The sequence below is a fragment of the Winogradskyella sp. genome (assembly GCF_965228925.1).
Lineage (GTDB): Bacteria > Bacteroidota > Bacteroidia > Flavobacteriales > Flavobacteriaceae > Winogradskyella.
Genome location: NZ_OZ245845.1, coordinates 2,589,827 through 2,612,217, shown reverse-complemented (window position 1 = coordinate 2,612,217; position 22,391 = coordinate 2,589,827). Strand labels below are relative to the sequence as shown.

The 22,391-nt window shown below is 40.0% G+C and carries 16 protein-coding genes; 5 read left to right on the top strand and 11 right to left on the bottom strand.

The features are described 5' to 3' along the window. Nucleotides 1-2: 2 nt before the first annotated feature. The 4 genes from ACO052_RS10615 (at nucleotide 3) to ACO052_RS10600 (ending at nucleotide 7,919) form a co-directional block, all read left to right on the top strand. Nucleotides 3-872 (top strand): fructosamine kinase family protein, encoded by an 870-nt coding sequence (locus tag ACO052_RS10615; RefSeq protein WP_422107990.1) that lies wholly within the window; start codon nucleotides 3-5, stop codon nucleotides 870-872. Between the two features lie 279 nt (nucleotides 873-1,151). Then, on the top strand, nucleotides 1,152-4,931 hold the full coding sequence (purL, locus tag ACO052_RS10610; protein ID WP_422107989.1) for a phosphoribosylformylglycinamidine synthase: 3,780 nt from the start codon (nucleotides 1,152-1,154) through the stop codon (nucleotides 4,929-4,931). A 67-nt stretch (nucleotides 4,932-4,998) separates the two neighbouring features. Continuing rightward, entirely contained in the window at nucleotides 4,999-6,915 is a 1,917-nt protein-coding gene (locus ACO052_RS10605) for a fumarate reductase/succinate dehydrogenase flavoprotein subunit (protein WP_422107988.1), read from the top strand. A gap of 260 nt (nucleotides 6,916-7,175) precedes the next feature. Then, entirely contained in the window at nucleotides 7,176-7,919 is a 744-nt protein-coding gene (locus tag ACO052_RS10600; protein WP_422107987.1) for a succinate dehydrogenase/fumarate reductase iron-sulfur subunit, read from the top strand. Between the two features lie 80 nt (nucleotides 7,920-7,999). Here the strand turns inward: ACO052_RS10600 and ACO052_RS10595 are convergent, their stop codons facing one another. The 9 genes from ACO052_RS10595 to ACO052_RS10555 all read right to left on the bottom strand — a co-directional run bounded on the left by ACO052_RS10595 (nucleotide 8,000) and on the right by ACO052_RS10555 (nucleotide 17,041). Next, nucleotides 8,000-8,314 carry a GIY-YIG nuclease family protein gene (locus ACO052_RS10595; protein WP_422107986.1) on the bottom strand — a complete coding sequence of 105 codons (315 nt, stop codon included), beginning with the start codon at nucleotides 8,312-8,314 and terminating at the stop codon, nucleotides 8,000-8,002. A 185-nt stretch (nucleotides 8,315-8,499) separates the two neighbouring features. Continuing rightward, nucleotides 8,500-8,964: a hypothetical protein gene (locus tag ACO052_RS10590; RefSeq protein ID WP_422107985.1), complete on the bottom strand. Its 465-nt coding sequence runs from the start codon at nucleotides 8,962-8,964 to the stop codon at nucleotides 8,500-8,502. 198 nt (nucleotides 8,965-9,162) lie between these two features. Then, nucleotides 9,163-10,974, bottom strand: a complete 1,812-nt coding sequence (locus ACO052_RS10585) for a V-type ATP synthase subunit I (protein WP_422107984.1) — start codon at nucleotides 10,972-10,974, stop codon at nucleotides 9,163-9,165. Beyond that, the gene (locus tag ACO052_RS10580) at nucleotides 10,971-11,582 is read right to left on the bottom strand and encodes a V-type ATP synthase subunit D (protein WP_422107983.1); all 612 of its coding nucleotides are present in this window, start codon (nucleotides 11,580-11,582) and stop codon (nucleotides 10,971-10,973) included. Before ACO052_RS10580 ends, ACO052_RS10585 begins: the two co-directional genes overlap by 4 nt. A gap of 1 nt (nucleotide 11,583) precedes the next feature. Beyond that, nucleotides 11,584-12,153, bottom strand: coding sequence for a DUF2764 family protein (locus ACO052_RS10575; protein ID WP_422107982.1), 570 nt, complete (start codon nucleotides 12,151-12,153; stop codon nucleotides 11,584-11,586). Continuing rightward, entirely contained in the window at nucleotides 12,154-12,744 is a 591-nt protein-coding gene (locus ACO052_RS10570) for a hypothetical protein (protein WP_422107981.1), read from the bottom strand. Beyond that, complete coding sequence (locus tag ACO052_RS10565; protein ID WP_422107980.1) at nucleotides 12,741-14,069, bottom strand: V-type ATP synthase subunit B; 1,329 nt, start codon at nucleotides 14,067-14,069, stop codon at nucleotides 12,741-12,743. The genes ACO052_RS10570 and ACO052_RS10565 overlap by 4 nt, the downstream gene beginning before the upstream one ends. Beyond that, the gene (locus tag ACO052_RS10560; RefSeq protein WP_422107979.1) at nucleotides 14,050-15,795 is read right to left on the bottom strand and encodes a V-type ATP synthase subunit A; all 1,746 of its coding nucleotides are present in this window, start codon (nucleotides 15,793-15,795) and stop codon (nucleotides 14,050-14,052) included. The genes ACO052_RS10565 and ACO052_RS10560 overlap by 20 nt, the downstream gene beginning before the upstream one ends. 103 nt (nucleotides 15,796-15,898) lie before the next feature. After that, nucleotides 15,899-17,041, bottom strand: a complete 1,143-nt coding sequence (locus ACO052_RS10555; protein WP_422107978.1) for a universal stress protein — start codon at nucleotides 17,039-17,041, stop codon at nucleotides 15,899-15,901. A 246-nt stretch (nucleotides 17,042-17,287) separates the two neighbouring features. Between ACO052_RS10555 and ACO052_RS10550 the strand changes: the two genes are divergently transcribed. Beyond that, nucleotides 17,288-18,079 carry a universal stress protein gene (locus ACO052_RS10550; protein WP_422107977.1) on the top strand — a complete coding sequence of 264 codons (792 nt, stop codon included), beginning with the start codon at nucleotides 17,288-17,290 and terminating at the stop codon, nucleotides 18,077-18,079. An 86-nt stretch (nucleotides 18,080-18,165) separates the two neighbouring features. Here ACO052_RS10550 and ppdK read toward each other — a convergent pair whose 3' ends face one another. Then, nucleotides 18,166-20,895, bottom strand: coding sequence for a pyruvate, phosphate dikinase (ppdK, locus tag ACO052_RS10545; protein ID WP_422107976.1), 2,730 nt, complete (start codon nucleotides 20,893-20,895; stop codon nucleotides 18,166-18,168). A gap of 237 nt (nucleotides 20,896-21,132) precedes the next feature. After that, nucleotides 21,133-22,386 (bottom strand): L-lactate MFS transporter, encoded by a 1,254-nt coding sequence (locus ACO052_RS10540; protein WP_422107975.1) that lies wholly within the window; start codon nucleotides 22,384-22,386, stop codon nucleotides 21,133-21,135. Nucleotides 22,387-22,391 lie beyond the last annotated feature (5 nt).

Genomic DNA, 22,391 nt, shown 5'->3' with positions numbered 1-22,391 from the left:
CGATGCTACTGGATGAGCGCTTAAAATCGCATATTGAGCGTGTTCTCAATGTCCCTATAATAAGTGCTATAGCGTTATCTGGTGGTGATACTGCTTCTGTTTTAAAGCTAGATACGTCGGACGGATTATCTTATGTTCTAAAGTACGGTCGTTCAAATATTACTCAGAACAGTTTTGAGGCTGAAGCGAACGGACTTGATCTAATTTCCAAGACGAATACCATCGCCACTCCTCGTATCATAAATTTTGGACTTCACAGCGATATGGCTTATATTCTTATGGCGCATATCGCTTCAAAATCTCCCGGGCCTGAAGATTTTTATGAGCTAGGCATTCAGCTTTCAAAATTGCATAAATACAATGGTGAAGCCTTCGGACTAGAGTATGATAACTTTATCGGAAGCCTATTGCAAAAAAATGAACCTTCAGAAAACTGGACAACTTTTTACAGCGAACAGCGATTAGGTTATCAATTAAAACTAGCGCTTAAAAAAGGCCTGTTAAATTCATCTGAAATTCCATTGCCCCAAGACATCAAATCTACATTTGAGTCCTTTTGCCATACAATAAAGCCTGCGCTACTTCACGGTGACTTATGGAGTGGGAATTTCATAATCGCTGAAGATGGTGTGCCTTATCTTATAGATCCAGCCGTATATTTCGGACACTCAGAAGTAGATATTGCGATGAGTAAACTATTTGGAGGTTTTCACCCAGTATTTTATGAAGCCTATTATAGCATCAACCCAAAGACCGATTTTCATGTAGAGCGCATCGACCTATATCAGTTGTATTATCTATTAGTTCACCTCAACATTTTCGGTCGCTCTTATTACGGCTCAGTGAAGCGCATTTTAACATCGTATTTCTAACCCGAATTATGCATTATAATGTTGCAATGAGGCCTAAAAGCACAATAAAAGCTGACATTTTACAAGCTTAAGCATAGCATCGTTATGATTACGCTTGAAAATGTAGTGAAACGCTAGCTTTTGCAGTGATTTTAGGACGTAATAGACTTTGTAATGTCTAATGCGGGTTTGATGTCAATTACTGGTGAATAACTTCATCTTTTACATGAAAGCATAGCACTTAATTTCCCGTAAAAAAGCGTAAATTTGCGCTTTAATAATCGCAACACTACGCATCTAATGATTCATTTCTTTGGAAACCAAAACAGTAAAGTTTTTGCTGTTCAAGCCACAAAAGAATTATCAACTGAAACAACATCTAAACTGACATGGTTATTTGGCAACCAGCCTAAAATAGAGCAAGCATCAATCGATGCTTTTTTTGTTGGTCCAAGAGCCGCCATGATCACGCCTTGGAGTACCAATGCCGTAGAGATTACCCAAAATATGGGAATTTCTGGTATCGTTCGAATTGAAGAGTTTAGGGCTGTAACCAAAGATTACAAAGGGTATGACCCTATGATTTCTGAGAAATTCAGGAGTTTAAATCAAACTATTTTTACTATAGATGTCCAACCTGAAGCCATTCAAAATATAGAGGATATTGCATCGTACAATCAACAAGAAGGTCTAGCTCTTAGTGATGAAGAAATTGCATATCTAGAAGCGGTTTCCCAAAAAATAGGGCGACCTTTAACAGACTCTGAAGTGTTTGGATTCTCACAGGTCAATTCAGAGCATTGTCGCCATAAAATATTTAATGGCACCTTCGTGATTGATGGGAAAGCGCAGCCAACATCATTGTTTAAGATGATAAAAGCTACTTCAGAGAAGCATCCTAATGATATCGTTTCAGCTTACAAGGATAATGTCGCTTTTATCAAAGGTCCTGTTGTAGAGCAATTTGCACCACAACGCGCCGATATTCCCGATTATTATAAGGCCAAAGATTTTGAATCGGTCATTTCCTTAAAAGCGGAAACTCATAATTTCCCAACGACTGTAGAACCCTTCAACGGTGCTGCAACGGGTTCTGGTGGTGAAATTAGGGATCGTTTAGCCGGTGGAAAGGGATCCATTCCTTTAGCAGGAACAGCCGTCTATATGACCTCATATTCGCGATTAGAAAAAGATTCTGATAATTCTCGAGACTGGGAAAAAGCATTTCCAGAACGTCAATGGCTATATCAAACCCCAATAGATATTTTAATCAAAGCCAGTAATGGCGCCTCGGATTTTGGAAATAAATTTGGACAACCGCTTATCTGTGGCTCCGTTTTAACGTTCGAACATGACGAAAGTAATGATATGGTGCCTGAGGCTCTCGAAGGCACTGAGGAGATTTCGAGAACCTCAGTCTCCAGAAAACTGGGATACGACAAAGTCATCATGCTTGCAGGAGGTATTGGTTACGGAAAAGTTGATCAGGCGATTAAGGATGTGCCCGAAGCAGGCGATAAAATTGTAATCCTTGGAGGTGACAACTATAGAATCGGCATGGGAGGTGCTGCAGTATCTTCTGCAGATACAGGTGAGTTTGATTCAGGAATAGAATTGAATGCCGTACAACGTTCCAATCCCGAAATGCAAAAACGTGCAGCCAATGCTGTTAGAGGCATGGTAGAAAGCGATGAAAATTTTATCGTTTCCATACACGACCATGGTGCCGGTGGACACCTCAATTGTTTATCGGAACTAGTTGAAGATACTGGTGGACATATTGACTTAGACAAGCTTCCTATTGGCGACCCTACCCTTTCGGCAAAAGAAATTATAGGCAACGAATCCCAAGAACGTATGGGATTGGTCATAGCGGATGAGCATCTCGAAACCTTGCATAAAATTGCAGACCGAGAGCGTTCACCTATTTATGATGTTGGTGAAGTTACTGGGAAACATCGATTTACGTTTGAGTCTAAATCCAAAGGCGATAAACCTATGGATTTGGCCTTAGAAGACATGTTTGGCAGTTCACCAAAAACAATAATGAACGACACTACTGTCGAAAGGCATTATGCTGATATTGCCTATCACAAGGATAAATTTTACGATGACTTATATCGGGTTTTACAACTTGAAGCCGTGGCTTGTAAAGACTGGCTGACCAATAAAGTAGATCGTTGTGTTGGTGGAAAAGTCGCCAAGCAACAATGTGTTGGGCCATTGCAATTACCACTAAACAATGTTGGTGTTATGGCACTCGATTTTAAAGGCAAAGAAGGTATTGCAACCTCTGTTGGGCACTCCCCCATTTCAGGATTGATCGACCCCATTGCTGGAAGCCGCAACTCCATTGCCGAAGCCTTAACCAATATGATTTGGGCACCATTAAAAGATGGTTTAAAAAGCGTATCGCTTTCAGCCAACTGGATGTGGCCATGTAGAAATGAGGGTGAAGATGCCAGATTGTATGAAGCCGTAAAAGCAGTTTCAGAATTTGCAATCGATCTTGGAATAAATGTCCCTACAGGAAAGGATTCGCTTTCCATGAAACAAAAGTATCCAGATGGGGATGTTATTGCCCCTGGTACAGTTATTATCTCGGCAGCAGCAAATTGTAATGCTATTACTAAAGTTGTAGAGCCAGTTTTTCAAAAAGGTAAGGGTGCTATCTATTATATCAATATATCTCAAGACAGCTACAAACTCGGCGGTAGTTCTTTTGCTCAAATCCATAATAAAATAGGAAGTGAAACACCAACTATTAAGGATGCTAAATATGTGGCTAATGTATTTAATACCATACAGCAATTAATTAAAGATGAAAAAATTGTCGCTGGTCATGATGTAGCCTCTGGTGGTTTAATTACGACACTTCTCGAAATGTGCTTTGCTGATAATCATCTGGGTGCTGAATTAGATATCACAAGCTTGGGTGAAAAAGACAGCTTTAAAGTCCTATTTGCAGAAAATGCCGGTATAGTAATTCAATCAATTGATGATTCCATTGAAAGCCACTTGTCTAATGCTGATATTATCTATCATAAAATTGGAGAGGTCACCGAAAGCGATGTACTTGGTGTTATAAATGACAATCAAGTATATACGATGACCATATCTCGTCTAAGAGACGTCTGGTACAAGACTTCAATGCTTCTCGACCGCAAGCAAACGGCAAATGGATTAGCGGACCGACGTTTCGAGAATTACAAACACCAAGCACTAGACTATAAATTCCCATCGCATTTCACAGGTAAATTTAAAGATGTCATTCAGAGCGGAAGCGAAGAATCTGAGATTACCACGTCACAAATGCCTCACAATGACAAAAAGCGTCCTAAAGCCGCCATCCTCAGGGAAAAAGGCAGTAATTCTGAGCGCGAAATGGCCAATGCTATGTATTTAGCAGGCTTTGACGTTAAGGATGTACACATGACCGATTTGATTTCGGGAAGAGAAACCTTAGAAGATATTCAGTTTTTAGGAGCCGTGGGTGGTTTTAGTAACTCGGACGTATTGGGCTCCGCTAAAGGTTGGGCAGGTGCGATTAAATACAATGAAAAGGCCAATAAAGTGATTAAGGATTTCTTCGACAGGGAAGATACACTTTCAGTGGGTATCTGTAATGGTTGTCAGCTTTGGATGGAATTGGACCTTATTAATCCTGACCATGAGGTGCACGGAAAAATGACCTATAACGATTCACATAAACACGAAAGCGCCTTTACGTCGGTAAAAATTCAGGAAAATAATTCTGTGATGTTATCGAGCTTAGCAGGCAGTCAACTAGGCGTCTGGATTTCACACGGTGAAGGGAAATTTAGCCTTCCCTATTCCGAAGATAAATACAACATTGTTGCCAAATATAGTTATGAAGGCTACCCGCACAATCCTAATGGCTCTGATTTCAATACAGCCATGATGTGCGATAAAACCGGCAGGCATTTAGTAACCATGCCACATATAGAACGATCAACGTTCCAATGGAACTGGGCCCATTATCCTGAAGGGCGACAAGACGAAGTCTCACCTTGGATCGAGGCCTTTGTGAATGCTAGAAAGTGGATTGAAAAACACTAGTATATTTTAACAATTTGATGTTGTATTTGCCTTGTAATTCCTGAGATAATCTGTTATCTTAGGTGTTGTGAAACCAACTTTAAATCCAAAAGTTCCTGAAGGCCCTTTAGAAAAAAAATGGCGAAACTATCAGTTGAAGTCACAGCTCATTAATCCTGCCAACAAAAAGAAACTAAATGTCATTGTTGTCGGTTCAGGACTTAGTGGCGCTGGTGCTGCAGCAACTCTGGCCGAATTAGGTTACGATGTTCAATGTTTTTGTTATCAGGATTCTGCACGACGTGCGCATTCGGTGGCTGCACAAGGTGGTATCAATGCCGCTAAAAACTATCAACATGATGGCGATAGTGTATACCGTATGTTCTACGACACCTTAAAGGGTGGTGATTTTAGGTCTAGAGAAGCAAACACCTATCGCTTGGCTGAACTATCGGCACCTTTAATTGACCATTTTGTACAACAAGGCGTCCCCTTTGCTCGTGAGTACGGTGGCACTTTAGTGAACCGTAGCTTTGGCGGTGTACAAGTACAACGGACCTTTTATGCTAGAGGCCAAACCGGTCAACAATTATTATTAGCGGCTTATTCACAATTGTATAAAATGGTTCGCGCCAAAAAGGTGACCATGTATCCCCGAAGTGAAATGATGGACTTGGTACTTATCGATGGCAAAGCCAAAGGTATTATTGTCAGAAATTTGGTGACAGGACAATTGGAGCGTTATGCTGCGGATGCCGTGGTTTTAGCTACGGGTGGTTACTCAAGAGTATTCCGATTGTCAACTTTAGCGATTGGCTGTAACGGCAGTGCGATATGGAAAGCCCATAAAAAAGGGGCCTTTTTTGCCGCACCGAGTTTCACCCAAATTCATCCAACGGCCTTACCACAATCCAGTGAGGCACAGTCTAAATTGACTTTAATGTCAGAATCTCTGCGGAATGATGGTCGTATTTGGGTGCCCAAACAAAAAGAAGATACAAGACGCCCAAAGGATATTCCTGAGGAGGAACGCGATTATTATTTGGAACGACGCTATCCAAGCTTTGGAAATTTAGCGCCTCGCGATATAGCATCACGAGCGGCAAAAGAACGTATAGATGCTGGTTATGGTGTAGGACGACTTAAAAATGCAGTCTATTTAGATTTTAAGCATGCCATTGAGAAATTTGGATTAGACACCATTAAAGATCGGTATGGCAACCTATTTAATATGTATAAAAAGATTACAGGAATAGATGCCTATACCACACCAATGCTTATTTCACCTGCAGCCCATTTTTCTATGGGTGGTCTTTGGGTGGATTATGAATTAATGACCACTATACCTGGGCTTTATGCCGTCGGCGAATGTAATTTCTCAGACCATGGTGCCAATCGCTTAGGGGCTAATTCACTTCTACAAGCCAGTGTAGATGGCTATTTCATTCTACCGAATACCATCAATAATTATTTGGCCGATGAAATTAAATCAGACCATCCAACTATAGAACATCCAGAATTTGACAAAACAGAAAACGAGACTAAAACGTTCATTGATAAAATTCTTTCTGTAAATGGCACAAAAACCGTAGATCATTTTCACAGGGAACTCGGCAAGATTATGTGGAACGAATGCGCCATGAGCAGAACCAAAGAAGGTCTCGAAAAAGCCATAAGAGCAATAACAGCTTTAAAGGAAGATTTTTGGACTGATGTTAAAGTAACTGGGAGTTCGAACGAAATGAATACCGAGCTCGAAAAAGCCTATCGCCTAGCAGATTTTATTGAATTAGGTATTTTGATGTGTACCGATGCCCTACAACGCGAAGAATCTTGTGGTGCCCATTTTAGAGAAGAATACCAGACTCAGGATGGAGAAGCCCTGCGTGTAGATGACGATTATTCGTATGTTTCAGCTTGGGCATATGACCATGGAAATTTCGAATTGCACAAAGAACCTTTGGAATTTGAATTTGTAAAACCAACCGTGAGAAGTTATAAATAAGTTGAAATTGAAGATGAAGTTGAAGTCGAAGTCGAAAATTGAAAATTGAAAATACATCATTTCGATGTCATTCCGACGGCCTGTGCTGAGCGAAGTCGAAGTGAACGAGGAACGAGTGACGAGGAATCTTATTTTTTCAATCTTAGGTGAGATTTCTCACTTCGTTCGAAATGACAATACGCAGTTTAAAATTTTAGGCTATTAAGGCTAACTGAAATGAAACTTCATGGTTTTAATATTTAACGAGAGAATAAATTACTATGCAGGTAACCTTTAAAATATGGAGACAGGAAAACCCAAATACTAAAGGGGATTTCAAAACCTACGATGTTGATGGGCTCACAGAAGACATGTCTTTTTTGGAAGCATTGGACCATTTAAATGAGATACTCGTCTTAAAAGATGAAAAAGTCATTGCCTACGAATACGATTGTCGTGAAGGCATTTGCGGCCAATGTGGTGTGTTCATAAACGGTCGCGCTCATGGTCCACATCCCAATATGACAACTTGCCAATTGCATATGCGTAGTTTTAAAGATGGTGATACCATTACCGTAGAACCCTGGCGTGCCTCAGCATTCCCGATCATAAAAGACTTAGTGGTTGACCGCTCGGCATTTGACCGCATCATAGAAGCTGGTGCCTATATCAGTTCTAAAACAGGTACAGCACCAGAAGCCAATGCCATTCCCATACCAAAAGCTGTTGCAGATAAGGCTATGGATGCAGCCGCATGTATAGGTTGTGGAGCCTGCGTCGCCACTTGCAAAAATGCTTCTGCTGCCTTGTTCACTTCCGCAAAAATCAATCATCTCAATAGTTTACCGCAAGGTAAAGCCGAGGCCAAGGAACGTTTAGAACAAATGACCTATCAAATGGATATTGAAGGTTTTGGCAACTGTACCAATACCGGGGCTTGCGAAGTGGAATGTCCAGAAGGGATTTCCATAAAGAACATTGCAGAAATGAATTCGAGTTGGATGAAGCAGAAACTGTTGGGTTAACCGATTGAGTTCTATCAATTAAAAAGTTTTTATTGAGTTTGATTGCGGTTTGTCTGGTCGAGCGCAGTCGAGACCTCTCCTTATTCCGGTTTATAATTAGAATGTGTAGCATTCCTACATTCAGATAAAATCTGGAGCAGGTCAAACTCACCATTTGCTAGAGCAAACTTCTTTTTTCCGCTCCATTTTTTTATTTTCTTTTCAAAATAAATGGCTTGGTTAACATCATTAAATACTTGATGAAATATCAACTTTAAGGGTCTTCTTTTAAACGTAAAGCATTTTGGATTTAAACCTTTTTGATGTTCTTCGAAACGACGGTGAACATTGTTGGTAATTCCTGTATAGGTTAAACCGTCACTACATTCTAATATGTAAACATAGTATTCTTTCAATTTATGACTATTATGTATTCAGTAGGTCTCGACTGCGCTCGACCTGACATCATTCAACCAATATATCCTTTGGAATTAAGAACACGACCTAGCTCGACTTGACATGGCTCTACCAAAATATTACTTGCAATTAAGGTCTCGACTGCGCTCGACCTGACATAATTGATTCAGTATGGCACTATACTTTAACCTGGTAACCCAGTCATTGTAAATATCATAACAAATAGTGCTACGGTTTCCACTACTCCGATGATCATGATATACTTTGCTGTATCATTCGCTCCTGAAGCAATAGCGTCACAAGCCCTTGCACCAGCTTTTCCTTGAAAAATTGCAGAACCTGCCATAGCCGCACCAGCAAACAAGCCAATGATGATTTGCCATATGTAAGAATCAGGATCCAAATTAGCATCTGCAATGGAGTTCTTAAGTATCATACCATATATCACCTGGGATAGTGGCGCTCCAACAAATATTAATAAGGCCGTTGCGGCTTTCTGCCCACTGGTAATCATCTTTTTCCATGCACCAATGGCCGCCATTCCAGCAATTCCAGTTCCTATAGCAGAACCGATAGCTGCAATACTTAACGACATACCCATATCCCCTAAGCCTTCAACCGATGTTTGTATCATTGTGAAAATTCCCATAGTTATTTCCTTTAAAGTGTTTTTATTTTGTTTGTTTTTTTATTCCAACAGTTCTCGACATTCAAATTGACGCTCATCTCTAATACTATTCATATGTCATATCGAGCGCCTCGCCTTCCAAAGACTAGTTCGGCGGACAGGCAGTCGAGATGTTTTGTCAACCTTTCGACTGCGCTCAAGGAGACAAAACTTTCATATCTATTCTTCATTATTTACCATTAGTTTAAACGGCTTATAAGCTTCACCCGAAAACTGCACACCTAGGTGCCCAGCAAATTCCAACATATTCAATCGTATACCATGTACCATAACGGCCATTAGAGCCAAAGCAATATTCAAAGTATGTCCCAAGAGCAACGCAATAGCTGCCATCAGCATATCCAAAATGCCCATTCCTGCAATACCATCTGGTAAGGCCATATTATTAAAACTTGCCGCAACCGCAGCAGTTGCCATTCCCACAGCAAAAAGCCTTACGTAAGACACAATATCCGAAAATCCACTTATTAAACTCAGTGGTAAATTTGCAATGGATGCTCCCATACTCTTTAAAAAGCTCGTACTCTCCTTGGAAAAGAAAATAACCAAGGTGGCACCTGCAATAAACAGCCAATTATACCAACTGGGCGCTGGATTTCCCAGCACCAGTTGTTCGGTGATAAAGAAGAGTCCCCAAACCAATGCTATCCAACCAACTTCACTTAAGGCCTTAATAGAATTGATAAATTGAAAGATCCTTATTCCATGTGCCACTGTTAAATGAATGGCACCAATCAAAAAAGATAAGTGCATCATAAAATTGATGTTATCCACACCAAAACTGGCAATATTCGGAATCACCAAATCCCTCAAAAAGGGTAATTGAGCTATTTGCTCAGCTCCAAAATACGTACCACTCAATAGGCCCCAAATAATGGTCGAACCACTCAACACATAAATCAATGTGCGTAATTTTGCTGCCATTTTCTTTCTGAAAATAATGGTCAAAAGCAAGAATATAAGACCATAACCAGCGTCACCGACCAACATAGCAAAAAACAAGGCAAAGGCAATGAGGAAATAAATAGATACATCTATTTCCTTATAGCCAGGAACGATATCAATAAACTTCATCATAGGATTGATAATGCTAATCCATTTCGGATTTTTGATATATACAGGTACCTCATCCATATTGGTGGGTTCGGAAATCGAATAGCCCCAATGCTCTTTTTTAGCTCTAGATTTAAAACCATCTACAGCATCCTTGGGTACATAGCCTCTTAAAAACTTAACCTTACCTTCAATGTCCCCCATACTTTCCAATGCGGTTTCAGAATTAAACCGATCGTTTAAATAATGATTGTAGTCTGTTAATAATTCTACATAGGCTTTTTGTTCATTTAGAAACACCTTCAATTGTTCGAGCTGACGTTCCTTCCTTTTTTTAATGTCCTGTAGAGACGTATATAGCAAATCCGGAATGGTGACTTCCTTAAAATTAAGTCTATCCTTGGCATTTTGGGAAAAGAGCGCTACAGGTATTTTGCCGTCTTTCTCAGTAAAAACAACCGTGGTCTTATCTTTTGGCAGTGTTTTTATCTGAGATTTTTCGATGGCATACAATCGAACATAAATACCATTTCGATTGAGATCATCCAGATCTTTTTTATGAAATTGCTGTCCCCAAGTATCATAAAATTGTAATTGGGAACTGATATCTTCAAGGGTTTTGTCAATGTTCTGCTTGACTGTTTTAGATTTTAATAAACGACCAATAATACGTTTGGGATCTTTTCCATTAGTATCTACGATACCATTGGGAGGCACATCGGTCAATTCATGTTGTTCTAAAATGGATAAGGCTTGATGGGTATCCTCAATATCTTGCAAACAACGTTCTATAACATCACCTGATGGCGGATGTACCTCTTTTATATCGACCACACCTAATCCGCCCAACTTTTGAATGGTATCATCAACCGCTTTAGCGCTAGTAAAGAGCAGTATTTCCTTCATCCTTACAATCATGCGACATCACTTTTTAGCTGTTTTTTCTTTTTTACCAATTTGGCACAACCTATGGCCAAGCGCTCTACATCGCCTAAATAAATCTCAATCTTTCGGATGTTATGTTGGGTTTCTGGTATAAAGACTTCTTTTAAAGCATTCTTCATACGGCGCGCTTCAGCCAATTCCTCTCGAACGTTCTCTAAATTCTTTAATTCCAATTTCAGCATTGCCTGATTGGTTGTCTGATCCTTGATCGCCTGAACGGCAGCATCAATCCAAAGCGGTGTTTCGAAGTAGTCAATGTTCATCTCGTCAAATTCAATCGCTACAAATTGTTCTATAATGACACCTGCAATTTCTCTGGTTTTGGTTTTAAGTTCCTTCACGGAAATTAACTGACTAAGATCTATGGTCGGTTCCGTCATAACAGCAGCCCATGTTTTGACATCCGTATTGGTTTTGGAGATAGCCTCTTGTAAACGCTCCACAGCAGTTTCAATAGTGGTGATAACTTCCTTTAACTGTTGTTCCTTCATTTCAAAGACAGGCAAAGCGGTTCGGTAGCCTTTCAACTCGTTCTTCAAGGCCGCCAAGGTATTTTTATTCATCAAAATCTTGTCCGCCATATCACGCTACATTTAAAGATTGCTGAAATACTTCAAAGCCTTTTTCCGCATCAAATTGCCACCAACGCGACAATAGGTCTAACTTCAATTTATAGAGTACCAATGCCGATAGGCTAGCATAGTGACCAATGGACAAGGCATCTAGCTTTTGCCATTGCATATCGAGTAAATATTCCTCCGCTTTTAGTGGGTTTTCAGGCAATTCACCCAATAGTTCATAATTAGTTTTACCAAGGGACTCTTCAGATTTTTGAGCTAGACGAAAAGCTTTAAGTTCGCTTTTTAGTTGGTACATGAATTTTGAAAGCTCTGAAACCACTTGGATATGACTGTTTTGAAATTGCACCTGACGAATAACATGTAATTGAATGTCTTGAAAACTCTGAACATCACGTGCGGACAGATATTTTGACGCTTCATCATTTAATATGGAAACCAAGTCACCTGATGCTTCAGTTGAAGAGGCATACTTTTGAAATAAAGTTTTCACCTCATGCTGAACCGCCTCTGAATTGCTGAATGACAAATTCGGAAGGCTACTGATTAGATATTCAAGATTTCCTGTAAGCATTTATTTGGTATTCAAAAATTCGATCCATTTCTGACTCAACTGTTGACTTAATAGACTGGCTATTTCCTCAGCAGTAATATCATAACTCCAACCTTCATCAGTTTTGGTTACCGAAAGGCCAGACAACAACTGTTCTTTCTTTATAATTTCTGGAATGGTTTGGGATGTTGCTACCTTTTTTTGAATGGACTTCAACACTTGGTCTTCCGTATCTGCCGGTAATGCAATTGCAACGTTGCTGCCTAAGCTATTCGTAACCTGAGTAATAATTGAACTATACAAATCTGACGTAAAGGCGTCTTTGATATTAGCCTCCAAGGCCAATTTGAATAATTTCTGAATATCATTTTTAACACTAATCTGAACATCACGGGATGCTTGATTTAAGGCAATCTTCCCTTTTTCCACTAAAGCCTCAGCTTGTACTTTCGCGTTAGCAAGTAGCGTTTCCTTTTCAGTCTCAGCATTGCTCAATAGCTGTTGTGCCTTTTGTTTAGCATCATCAATAATTTGCTTGGCCTCATTTTCAGAAGCTTCAATAGCCTCAGATTTTACCCTGGCTATCAACCCATCTAAAGTCTGTTCACTCATATTCTCTGTGCTTTTAAAATCTTAAATTCACCTTTATTAGGCCAATATTTTTCAACTAATTCAGTTGACAATCCGGCTTCTTCCTTTTTAAAATGATTGGACAGAATATCCCAGCATAAATCTAAGGCATCCTCTAATTCCAAGTAACGGAAAGGATCCATCAACTCCCTTTGGAAGGTTTTGCGATAGTCCAACAATCGCAACGAATAATCATCCTTGACCGAGCCAAATTTTTGTGCCTTTACGCGTTCTTCTGCTTCTGAGAGTAATCGCGCCATCGCATTCATGATACCGCGATGGTCATCACGTGTTTTATCATTAACCTGCTGTTTTAGACGGCTCAATGATCCAAATAGCTCCAAGTAACCATCTTTCATGAAGAATTGGCCTTCTGTGATATAACCTGTGTTATCAGGTACAGGATGGGTCACATCATCCATGGTCGTCACCCCTAAAATGGTCAAACTACCAGAACCTTCAATATCGGCGGCTTTTTCATAGCGACTCGCTAATTGGGAATATAAATCTCCCGGATAGCCTTGATTGGCAGGGATCTGGTCTTGGGCATTGGCTACCTGTCTCAGGTAATCTGACCACTGCGTCATGTCGGATAATAACACAAAAACATTTTTACCCTGCAAAGCAAAGCGCTCTCCAACCGTTAAGGCTAAATCTGGCACCATTAATCCTTCTACAATAGAATCGCGATGGGTGTGGATAAACATAATGGTTTTGCTCTTGCTACCTGCTTCTTCGATACGTTCCTTGAAGTAATGATACTCATCGTATTTGAGTCCTACTCCACCAATGATAATAACATCGGCATCGGTTTGTGTAGCTACATTGGCTAGAAGCCGGTTATAAGGCTCGCCTGCCCTTGCGAAAATGGGTATTTTTTGAGAACGTACCAAGGTGTTAAACACATCGATCATCGGTACACCCGTACGAATCATATTCTTTGGAATCAGACGTTTTACGGGATTAATGGATGGCCCAGCTACGCGCGTCATATCCGAGGTTAATTGAGGGCCACCATCAATGGGCGCACCGTTTCCGGCATAAACACGTCCAAGCATATCATCCGAAAAACCTACTTGGACCGGATGACCTAAAAAGCGTACTTTACAATCCGTTGATACCCCAAAACCACCACCAAAAAGCTGTAAGGTGACTTTATTTCCGTTTAGTGCAATGACTTGAGCAAAGGCCTTTTTTCCGTCTGGATAAATAACTTCGGCCAACTCCTTATTATGGACATCTGCGGCTTCAATGGTTAAAATGGCTCTACCAATACTATCTATATGTTCATACGTTTTCCTTAGCATGTGCTTTTTGTTTAACCAAGTTTACAATTTTAGACTTTTGACCCTCAAAGTTCGAGTCGTCTAGTTTTAGGTTGTTCCAGTCGATAAAGGCCTGACGCAAGAAGTTAAAATGCGATCGGATATCATCCTTAGTTTCAATATAAACAGGCGTGTCTATGATGTGTTTTATCATATCGAACATCATTCGCAAACGTTCTGGATTGGTGACGCCGTCTACGGGATGAAAACTGTTCTGCTGCAAGAACACCGCATCTAACAATTCCGCTTTTTGATAGCTGATATAGGCTTCGTTAGTAATACCGCGCTCGCCCATGAGTAACAAATTAGAAGCTATGGTTTTACCTTCACGCAGCAATTCTTTTAAAAACTGTACCTCATCCTCTGAAATGAGAGATGGATATTTTGAGCTACTATCTATACGGTCGATTGCCGGATATTTTCTAGCATCTGATAATTCTCGTGATAACCCTAGAAAAGCGCCTGTACTCAATAGGGTAGCTTGAGTCACTGGTTCGTCAAAATTACCGCCAGCAGGTGATACCGTACCGATAATACTTAAAGAACTCTTGGTGCCATCGGGTAAAACCTCCACTCCTGCTCTATCGTAGAACGCAGAAATCAATGTTGAAATATACATAGGAAAGGCCTCTGGTCCGGGAATTTCTTCTTTTCTACCTGAAGTTTCTCGAAGTGCCTGTGCCCAACGCGAGGTAGAATCTGCCAATATCAATACATCTAAGCCTTGCTTGCGATAGTACTCACCGACTGCCGTTGCCATATAGACAGAGGCTTCTCGCGCTGCCACTGGCATTGATGACGTGTTTCCAACAATATAGGTTCTATCCATTAAGGATTTGCCCGTTCGCGGATCAATAAGCTCAGGAAAATCTTTAAAGACTTCCACAGCTTCTCCCGCACGTTCACCACAAGCGGCAATAATCACCACATCTGCTCTAGAATGTTTGGCGATACTATGTTGCAATACTGTTTTTCCCGCCCCAAAAGGTCCAGGACTACAGGCTGTTCCACCATAAGCAATAGGAAATAGTGCATCGAGAATACGCATGCCTGTCGGTAAGGTCTCTGTAGGAACTGACCGTTCATGAAATGGCATGGGTTGCTTTACAGGCCAATCAAAAGTCATAGTCAAGTCTATGGTGTTCCCAGAATCGTCTTTTATGATAGCAATGTTATCTGCTATGGTATAGTCTCCTTCTTCAACAATGAAATCGATCGTATAGTTTCCCTTAATTGAAAACGGAACAAAAATGTTGTGTGTAAATAGTTTTTCGGGAACTGCACCTAAAATGGAACTTCCACTTACGGTATCGCCCTTTTTGACTTTGGGTGTAAAACGCCATTTCGCCTCAGTGTCTAATGGCGCAACCACCATTCCACGTTCTAAAAACCATTCTTTCTTTGCAAGTTCATACAGTGGATTTTGAAGACCATCTGTTACTGTGCCTAAAATGCCCGGGCCTAATTTTACGGATAAAGGCAAACCTGTAAATTCCACTGGATCGCCAACGCGCATCCAAGAGGTATCTTCGAATACCTGTAGATAAACTAATTTGCCAGGTTTTACATCTATGACTTCAGATTTTAATCGCTTGCCATCTTCAATGATAATATAAGCCACTTCGCCATTCATTACTGCTCCCTCAGTATTTTCGACACCTACTAAAGATTCATTGACACTGACGACTTTTCCTTTTGCGTTTTCCAAATGTTTAGAATTTATCTTTCTTTCTACTTTTTTATTTGAAATGTCTGGTTGCTTCACAACTTTAAAAACTGTGCTTGCAAACGAGTACCTATATACTATCCTATTAGCTACCTCTTAGCTTACGGGCTTCCTCCTCAACTTTACTGTACCAAATACGCTCCTTTATTTCATTAGCACTTTTTCTGTACAATGCTGCCTTTTCTGGTTCCCCAATCTCATCGAATAATTTAGCTATAGCATTATATGCCGGGACATGCATGGTATTAATGCCCAAACTAGCCTTATACTGCTCTATAGCTTCTTCTAAAAACCCATCTTTCTCTAGTTGTTCTGCAGCTGCAAACGACGTTTCAAAATCCCTAATATCTGTTTCTAAATGAAGGCTAATCACATCTTGGGATTTAAGGGTTAGGAAGGAACATGGTACTTCACGTATGACTTTTTCAGTAACACTGCCAACCACCAAACGATTTAATCCTGTACGTCCAGCTGTACCCATAATAAGCAAATCTATAGTGTTTGTGGTTATGGCTTTTAAGATCTCTTGGGCAGCATTACCTGATTTTTCTATTTTCGACCAGTTTAAATCGCCAAATCTAAACTGTGCCAAGAATTGGTCGAACTCTTGCTTATGGTTTTCAAAACGTTCGGCATTTTCTTTGTCCAAATCTTCTTTAGAGCTGAACCATGAAGACGTTTGCTCTTCAGAAACACTTAATACCATAAGCTGTGCTCCAAAACGTCTCGCAATGATCATAGCATTATTTAAGGCACGCTTGGATGGGTCTGAAAAATCTACTGGACATAGAATGGTATTTACGTTAAATGCATCATCTTCTTTAATGACCAATACTGGTTTTTCACTATTTTGAATAATCCGCTCAGTAGTAGTACCCAATTTAAACTTCTCCTTGGCTTTATTCTCACCCGAACCGACCAAAATCATATTGGCATTAGTTGCTGAGGCTGTCATTACGATTTGATCGTGAGCCACACCGTATTTAATGAGTGGAGATTCAACATTAACCCCTTCTGCTTTCATCGCCTCAGCCGCGGCGTTTAGTCGATTTAATGCTGTATCGTCTAACAAAGCCTTGACTTTAGAATTAACAATATCATCTGGTAGGACATGTAACGGTACAATGGTTGACTTAAAGGTTTTTGCCAAGGAAAGGGCAACTGATTCCAAATTTTCCGATGTTGATGCAAAATCTTCTGCAAAAAGGATTTTGTCTAGTATTTTCATATAATTTATTCTAATGGTTTTAACGATTAATTACAATCAAGACGGCTTTTAAACATGACTTTTAAGACCTTCTTGGGTCTACTCAAAATTAATGAAATCTCACAATAATTAAATGACATATCTCATGTTTATTTTAATAAATTAACATGATATTTACTTTTAGAAAACACACAGTAATTGTTAATTGATAACACTGATAATATTTGTTATCTCAAACGTAAAATTTAACTAAATATCAATCTAAAAATGTATAAAATCCTTGTTCCAGTAGATTTTTCGAATACCTCAAAAAATGCGCTAAAATATGCTACAAAATTATTTAAAGGGGTAGAATTGGAAATTACCATTTTGCATATATACGGAGCGCAGTCCACCGCATTGATGATGAAATCAATTGACAGTATTCTAATTAAGGATGCCGAAAACCAAATGCGTACTTTGATAAAAGAAATGAAAGCTGAAGCGCCATCGGTGAGCTTTAACACAAAATTAGCCAAAAACTATGCTGTCTCCACGATATCAGACCTAGGTAATTCGGGGGTTTATGATTTTATTGTCATGGGCACCAAAGGTGTTAGTGGCTTAAAAGAAGTGTTTATGGGAAGCGTGGCAGGTGGCGTCGTATCCAAGACCTCTGCTCCCGTTATTGTTGTGCCTCTTGATTATAGCTTTAAGGATTTAAAACATGTTGTCTTCGCCATTGGGGACGATCCACTTTCGGAAGCATCTGCTACACCTTTAAAAAAATTACTAGCTGCGCACAATAGCCAATTAGAAGTACTTCATATTTCTGAAAATGGCACTCCTGATTTTGACACTATAATAGGCCCCATAAACGACTTAGACTTAAAGTTGACCCATAAGGATGGTCTGGGTGACTTAAACCAACAGTTAAACGTATATGTGCAAAATCATGATATCGATTTATTATGCCTGCTTAGGACAAAAAAAGACTTTTTCGATAGATTGTTAAGCGGTAGTGTTACTCTAAAGCAAACGTTTAATAGTGCTATTCCTATTCTTATTATCCATAGCTAAATGCAATAATCACTTATTATATTTAGAGAAAACCTAATAAAAAAGCCTGAAGCATAACTTCAGGCTTTCTTGAATCACTAACCTACTTAAATGGTAGCTTTAATAGCTGCTTGGGCAGCAACCAATCTCGCAATTGGTATACGATATGGTGAACAACTTACGTAATCGATTCCCGTATTGTAACAGAATTCAACAGACGAAGGTTCACCGCCGTGTTCTCCGCAAAGACCAACTTTTAAATCTGGTTTTGTACTTCGGCCGCGTTGGGTTCCTATTTTGACCAATTGGCCAACACCTTCTTCATCAATAACTTCGAATGGGTCAGCTTTTAGAATCCCTTTTTCGATGTAAACAGGCAAGAACTTACTGGCATCATCCCGTGAATACCCAAAAGTCATCTGTGTGAGGTCGTTAGTTCCGAATGAGAAGAAATCTGCTTTCTCGGCAATTAAGTCCGCCATCAATGCCGCTCTTGGCACTTCAATCATGGTTCCTACCAAGAAATCAATACGGTCATTGCGCTCCTTGAAAATGGTTTCAGCAGTTTCCCTGATTATACCATCTTGAACTTCAAACTCCCGAACCGTTCCTACTAGAGGAATCATAATCTCGGGCTTACAAACAATGCCTTTTTCCTTTAAGTTAAGAGCCGCCTCAATAATAGCCCGTGTTTGCATAGCCGTAATTTCGGGATAGCTATTACCTAAACGGCAACCTCTATGCCCAAGCATGGGGTTGAATTCTTCTAATTCAGCCACTTTATTCTTAACGGCTTGCAATGAAATATGCATATCTTCGGCCAATTCTTTTTGCGTGGCCAATTGATGTGGTACAAACTCATGTAATGGTGGATCCAATAGCCTAATGGTTACCGACATGCCATCCATGGCTTCAAAAATGCCCTCAAAGTCCGCACGCTGCATAGGCAGTAATTCCTCTAAGGCCTGCTTACGTTCCTTAACCGTGTCTGCCAAGATCATTTCGCGCATGGCTTTGATTCTATCCAATTCAAAGAACATATGCTCTGTTCTGGTCAATCCTATACCCTCTGCGCCAAAGTTTCTTGCCGTTTTAGCATCTCTAGGTGTGTCCGCATTAGTACGAACTTTCATTTCGCGATACTTATCCGTGAGCTGCATTAGTTCTGCGAAATCGCCTCCCAATTTGGGTTCCATAGTTTCTACTTTACCCTCAATCACATTACCTGTGGAACCGTTTAATGAAATCCAGTCACCATCATGATAGACATTATCATTAACCGTTAAGGTTCTGTTTTTATAGTTAATCTTTAAAGCGCCTGCTCCTGAAATACAGCATTTGCCCATACCACGAGCTACAACCGCCGCATGAGAGGTCATGCCACCACGCGCAGTAAGGATACCTTTAGCGATATTCATACCTTTTAAATCTTCTGGCGAGGTTTCCATACGTACCAAAATGGTATTGCGGTATTTATCGGCGTCATCTGCAAAGAAGACAATTTTACCCGTTGCAGCGCCCGGCGATGCTGGTAAGCCTTGGGCTATCACATGGGCACGTTTTAAAGCATTAGGCTCAAAAACGGGGTGCAATAATTCATCTAGCTTATTGGGTTCCATCATCAATATAGCCTCCTCTTCATTAATCATGCCTTCCCTGAGCAAATCCATGGCAATCTTTACCATAGCTGCACCCGTACGCTTACCATTTCTAGTCTGGAGAATCCACAGTTTTCCATTTTGAATGGTGAATTCCATATCTTGCATATCACGATAATGTTTCTCTAGTATATCCTGATAACGGTTTAATTCATCAAAAATCGATGGCATTAACTCTTCTAGAGACGGATAATCATTTAATCGATCATTCTCTTCAATTTTGGCCAATTCTGCCCAGCGCTTGGATCCCAATTTGGTAATTTGTTGTGGTGTTCTTACACCCGCAACGACATCTTCACCTTGGGCATTAATTAGGTATTCTCCATTGAAAACATTTTCACCAGTACCTGCATCTCTTGTAAAGCAAACACCCGTACCAGAATTGTCGCCCATATTACCATAGACCATAGCTTGAACATTCACCGCTGTTCCCCAATCTGCTGGATAGCCATGCATATTGCGATAGTAAACAGCGCGGTCTCCATTCCAACTATTGAAAACGGCTATAATAGCACCCCAAAGTTGATCCCAAGGGTCTGTTGGGAAATCTTGTCCTGTGCGCTTTTTTATAGCATCTTTAAAGTCATAAACTAAGTCTTGTAAATCCTGAATCGTAAATTCCGTATCTAGTTCTATACTGCGCTTATGTTTAAGATGTTCCATGATTTCCTCAAAGGGGTCAATGTCATCTTTAGACTCTGGTTTCATACCTAAAACAACGCCGCCATACATTTGAATGAATCTTCGGTAAGAGTCCCAAGCAAATTTTTCGTTTTTGGTCCGCTTTGCCAAACCAAGAACCGCTTCATCGTTAAGCCCTAGATTAAGCACGGTATCCATCATGCCGGGCATAGACACCCTTGCACCTGAACGCACTGAAATTAAGAGCGGATTCTCGCTATCCCCAAAGGTGGTTTCCATTTGATTTTCAATGCTCGCAATGGACTGTTCTACCTCTTCCCTGATAAGTTCGATAACGGCTTCCCTACCTAGGGCATTATATTCCGTACAAACTTCTGTTGTTATCGTAAATCCTGGTGGCACCGGAATGCCGATGGCGCTCATTTCAGCGAGATTGGCCCCTTTACCACCTAGTAAATTCCTCATTTTACTGTTTCCGTCTGCAGTTTTGTTCCCAAACCTGTAAACTCGAGTTTTTAACCCTTCGAGTACTTCCATTTTAATATGTTTTTATGATTCTTATTCCGTGTGAAGTGATGTTGTAATAACATGATATAAAGGTACTTCTCAACTACAAAAAATTAGCTGACAATTGTCAGCTATTACAAATTATTTCACTCTGAAAATGACATATTTAACACTTGATTTTTTTAGTTAATTATCTTCCTTTTCGGAAACAAAAAACCCTTCCTGATCTAATGCTCAGGAAGGGATATTTTATATGGTCTAATTCATTTAAGCGATACTGTGTTTTTGTTTTTTTCGATACACTAAATTCACCGAACGTTTCATTAATAATGACACTGCGAATGCAATTAAGAAAAGACCTGAAAATACTTTTAGCGTAATATCCAAAGAACCAGTAGTTGATTTAACAACATCATAAATCGTTGGTCCTACAACGCCTGCAATAGCCCAACCAGCCAGTACCATACCATGTATGGCCCCAAGTTGTTTTGTACCAAATAAATCACCTAAAAATGCTGGCAAGGTTGCAAAACCTCCACCATACATAGTAATGACCGTAAATAGTATAACTAGAAACAGAAGTTCCATGCTAATTTGCGGTAAGAAGTAAAAAGCCAAAATCTGAAAGGCAAAGAAAATCACGTAGGTATTTGGACGACCTAGATAATCGGAAAGACCAGACCATAAAATACGCCCTAAACCGTTAAAGACACCAATTAACCCAACAACGGCCGCCGCTTGCATTGGTGTATAACTCAATTTTTCTTGCATCATTGGACTTGCGGCCGCAATAATTGCAATACCACAGGTGATATTAATAAACATCATAATCCAGATATAATAAAAGCGTCTTGAACTCAAAGCTTCTTTAGCCGTGATATTGGAAATATCTGCTTTTACAGTAGCAGATTCATTCGGATTAAACCCTGCTGGTATATAACCTTGGGGAGGTCTTTCAATGTATCTCGCCGAAACTAGAATTAGGGCCATATAAATGACGCCTAGTATATAAAAGGCATTCGAAATGCCGAAGGTCTCAAAGAATGATTGCATGACCGGCCCAAATATGAGCGCAGAAAATCCAAAGCCCATAATGGCCATTCCTGTAGCCAAGCCCCGCTTATCAGGGAACCATTTTACTAAAGTACTCACTGGTGTAATATAACCTAATCCTAGACCAATACCACCAATAACACCGTAGCACAAATAAAATAAAAATAGTGACTCTAAATGCACTGCTAATCCAGAACCCAAAATACCAATGCCATAAAAGAAACCAGCTGTGGTACCACTAATTCTTGGCCCAACTTTCTCAACCCAAGGCCCTAAAAATGCTGCTGAAAAGCCTAAAAATAAAATGGCAATTTTAAAGGCCCACTTTATGGTACTGCCTTCGACATCAAAAATATCTTTGACAGGATTTGTAATTACGGAATAGGCATACACTGATCCGATGGAAATATGAATTCCAATAGCGGATAGTGCAATTAACCAACGGTTTTTTATCTTTTGAGCTGCCATAGTTT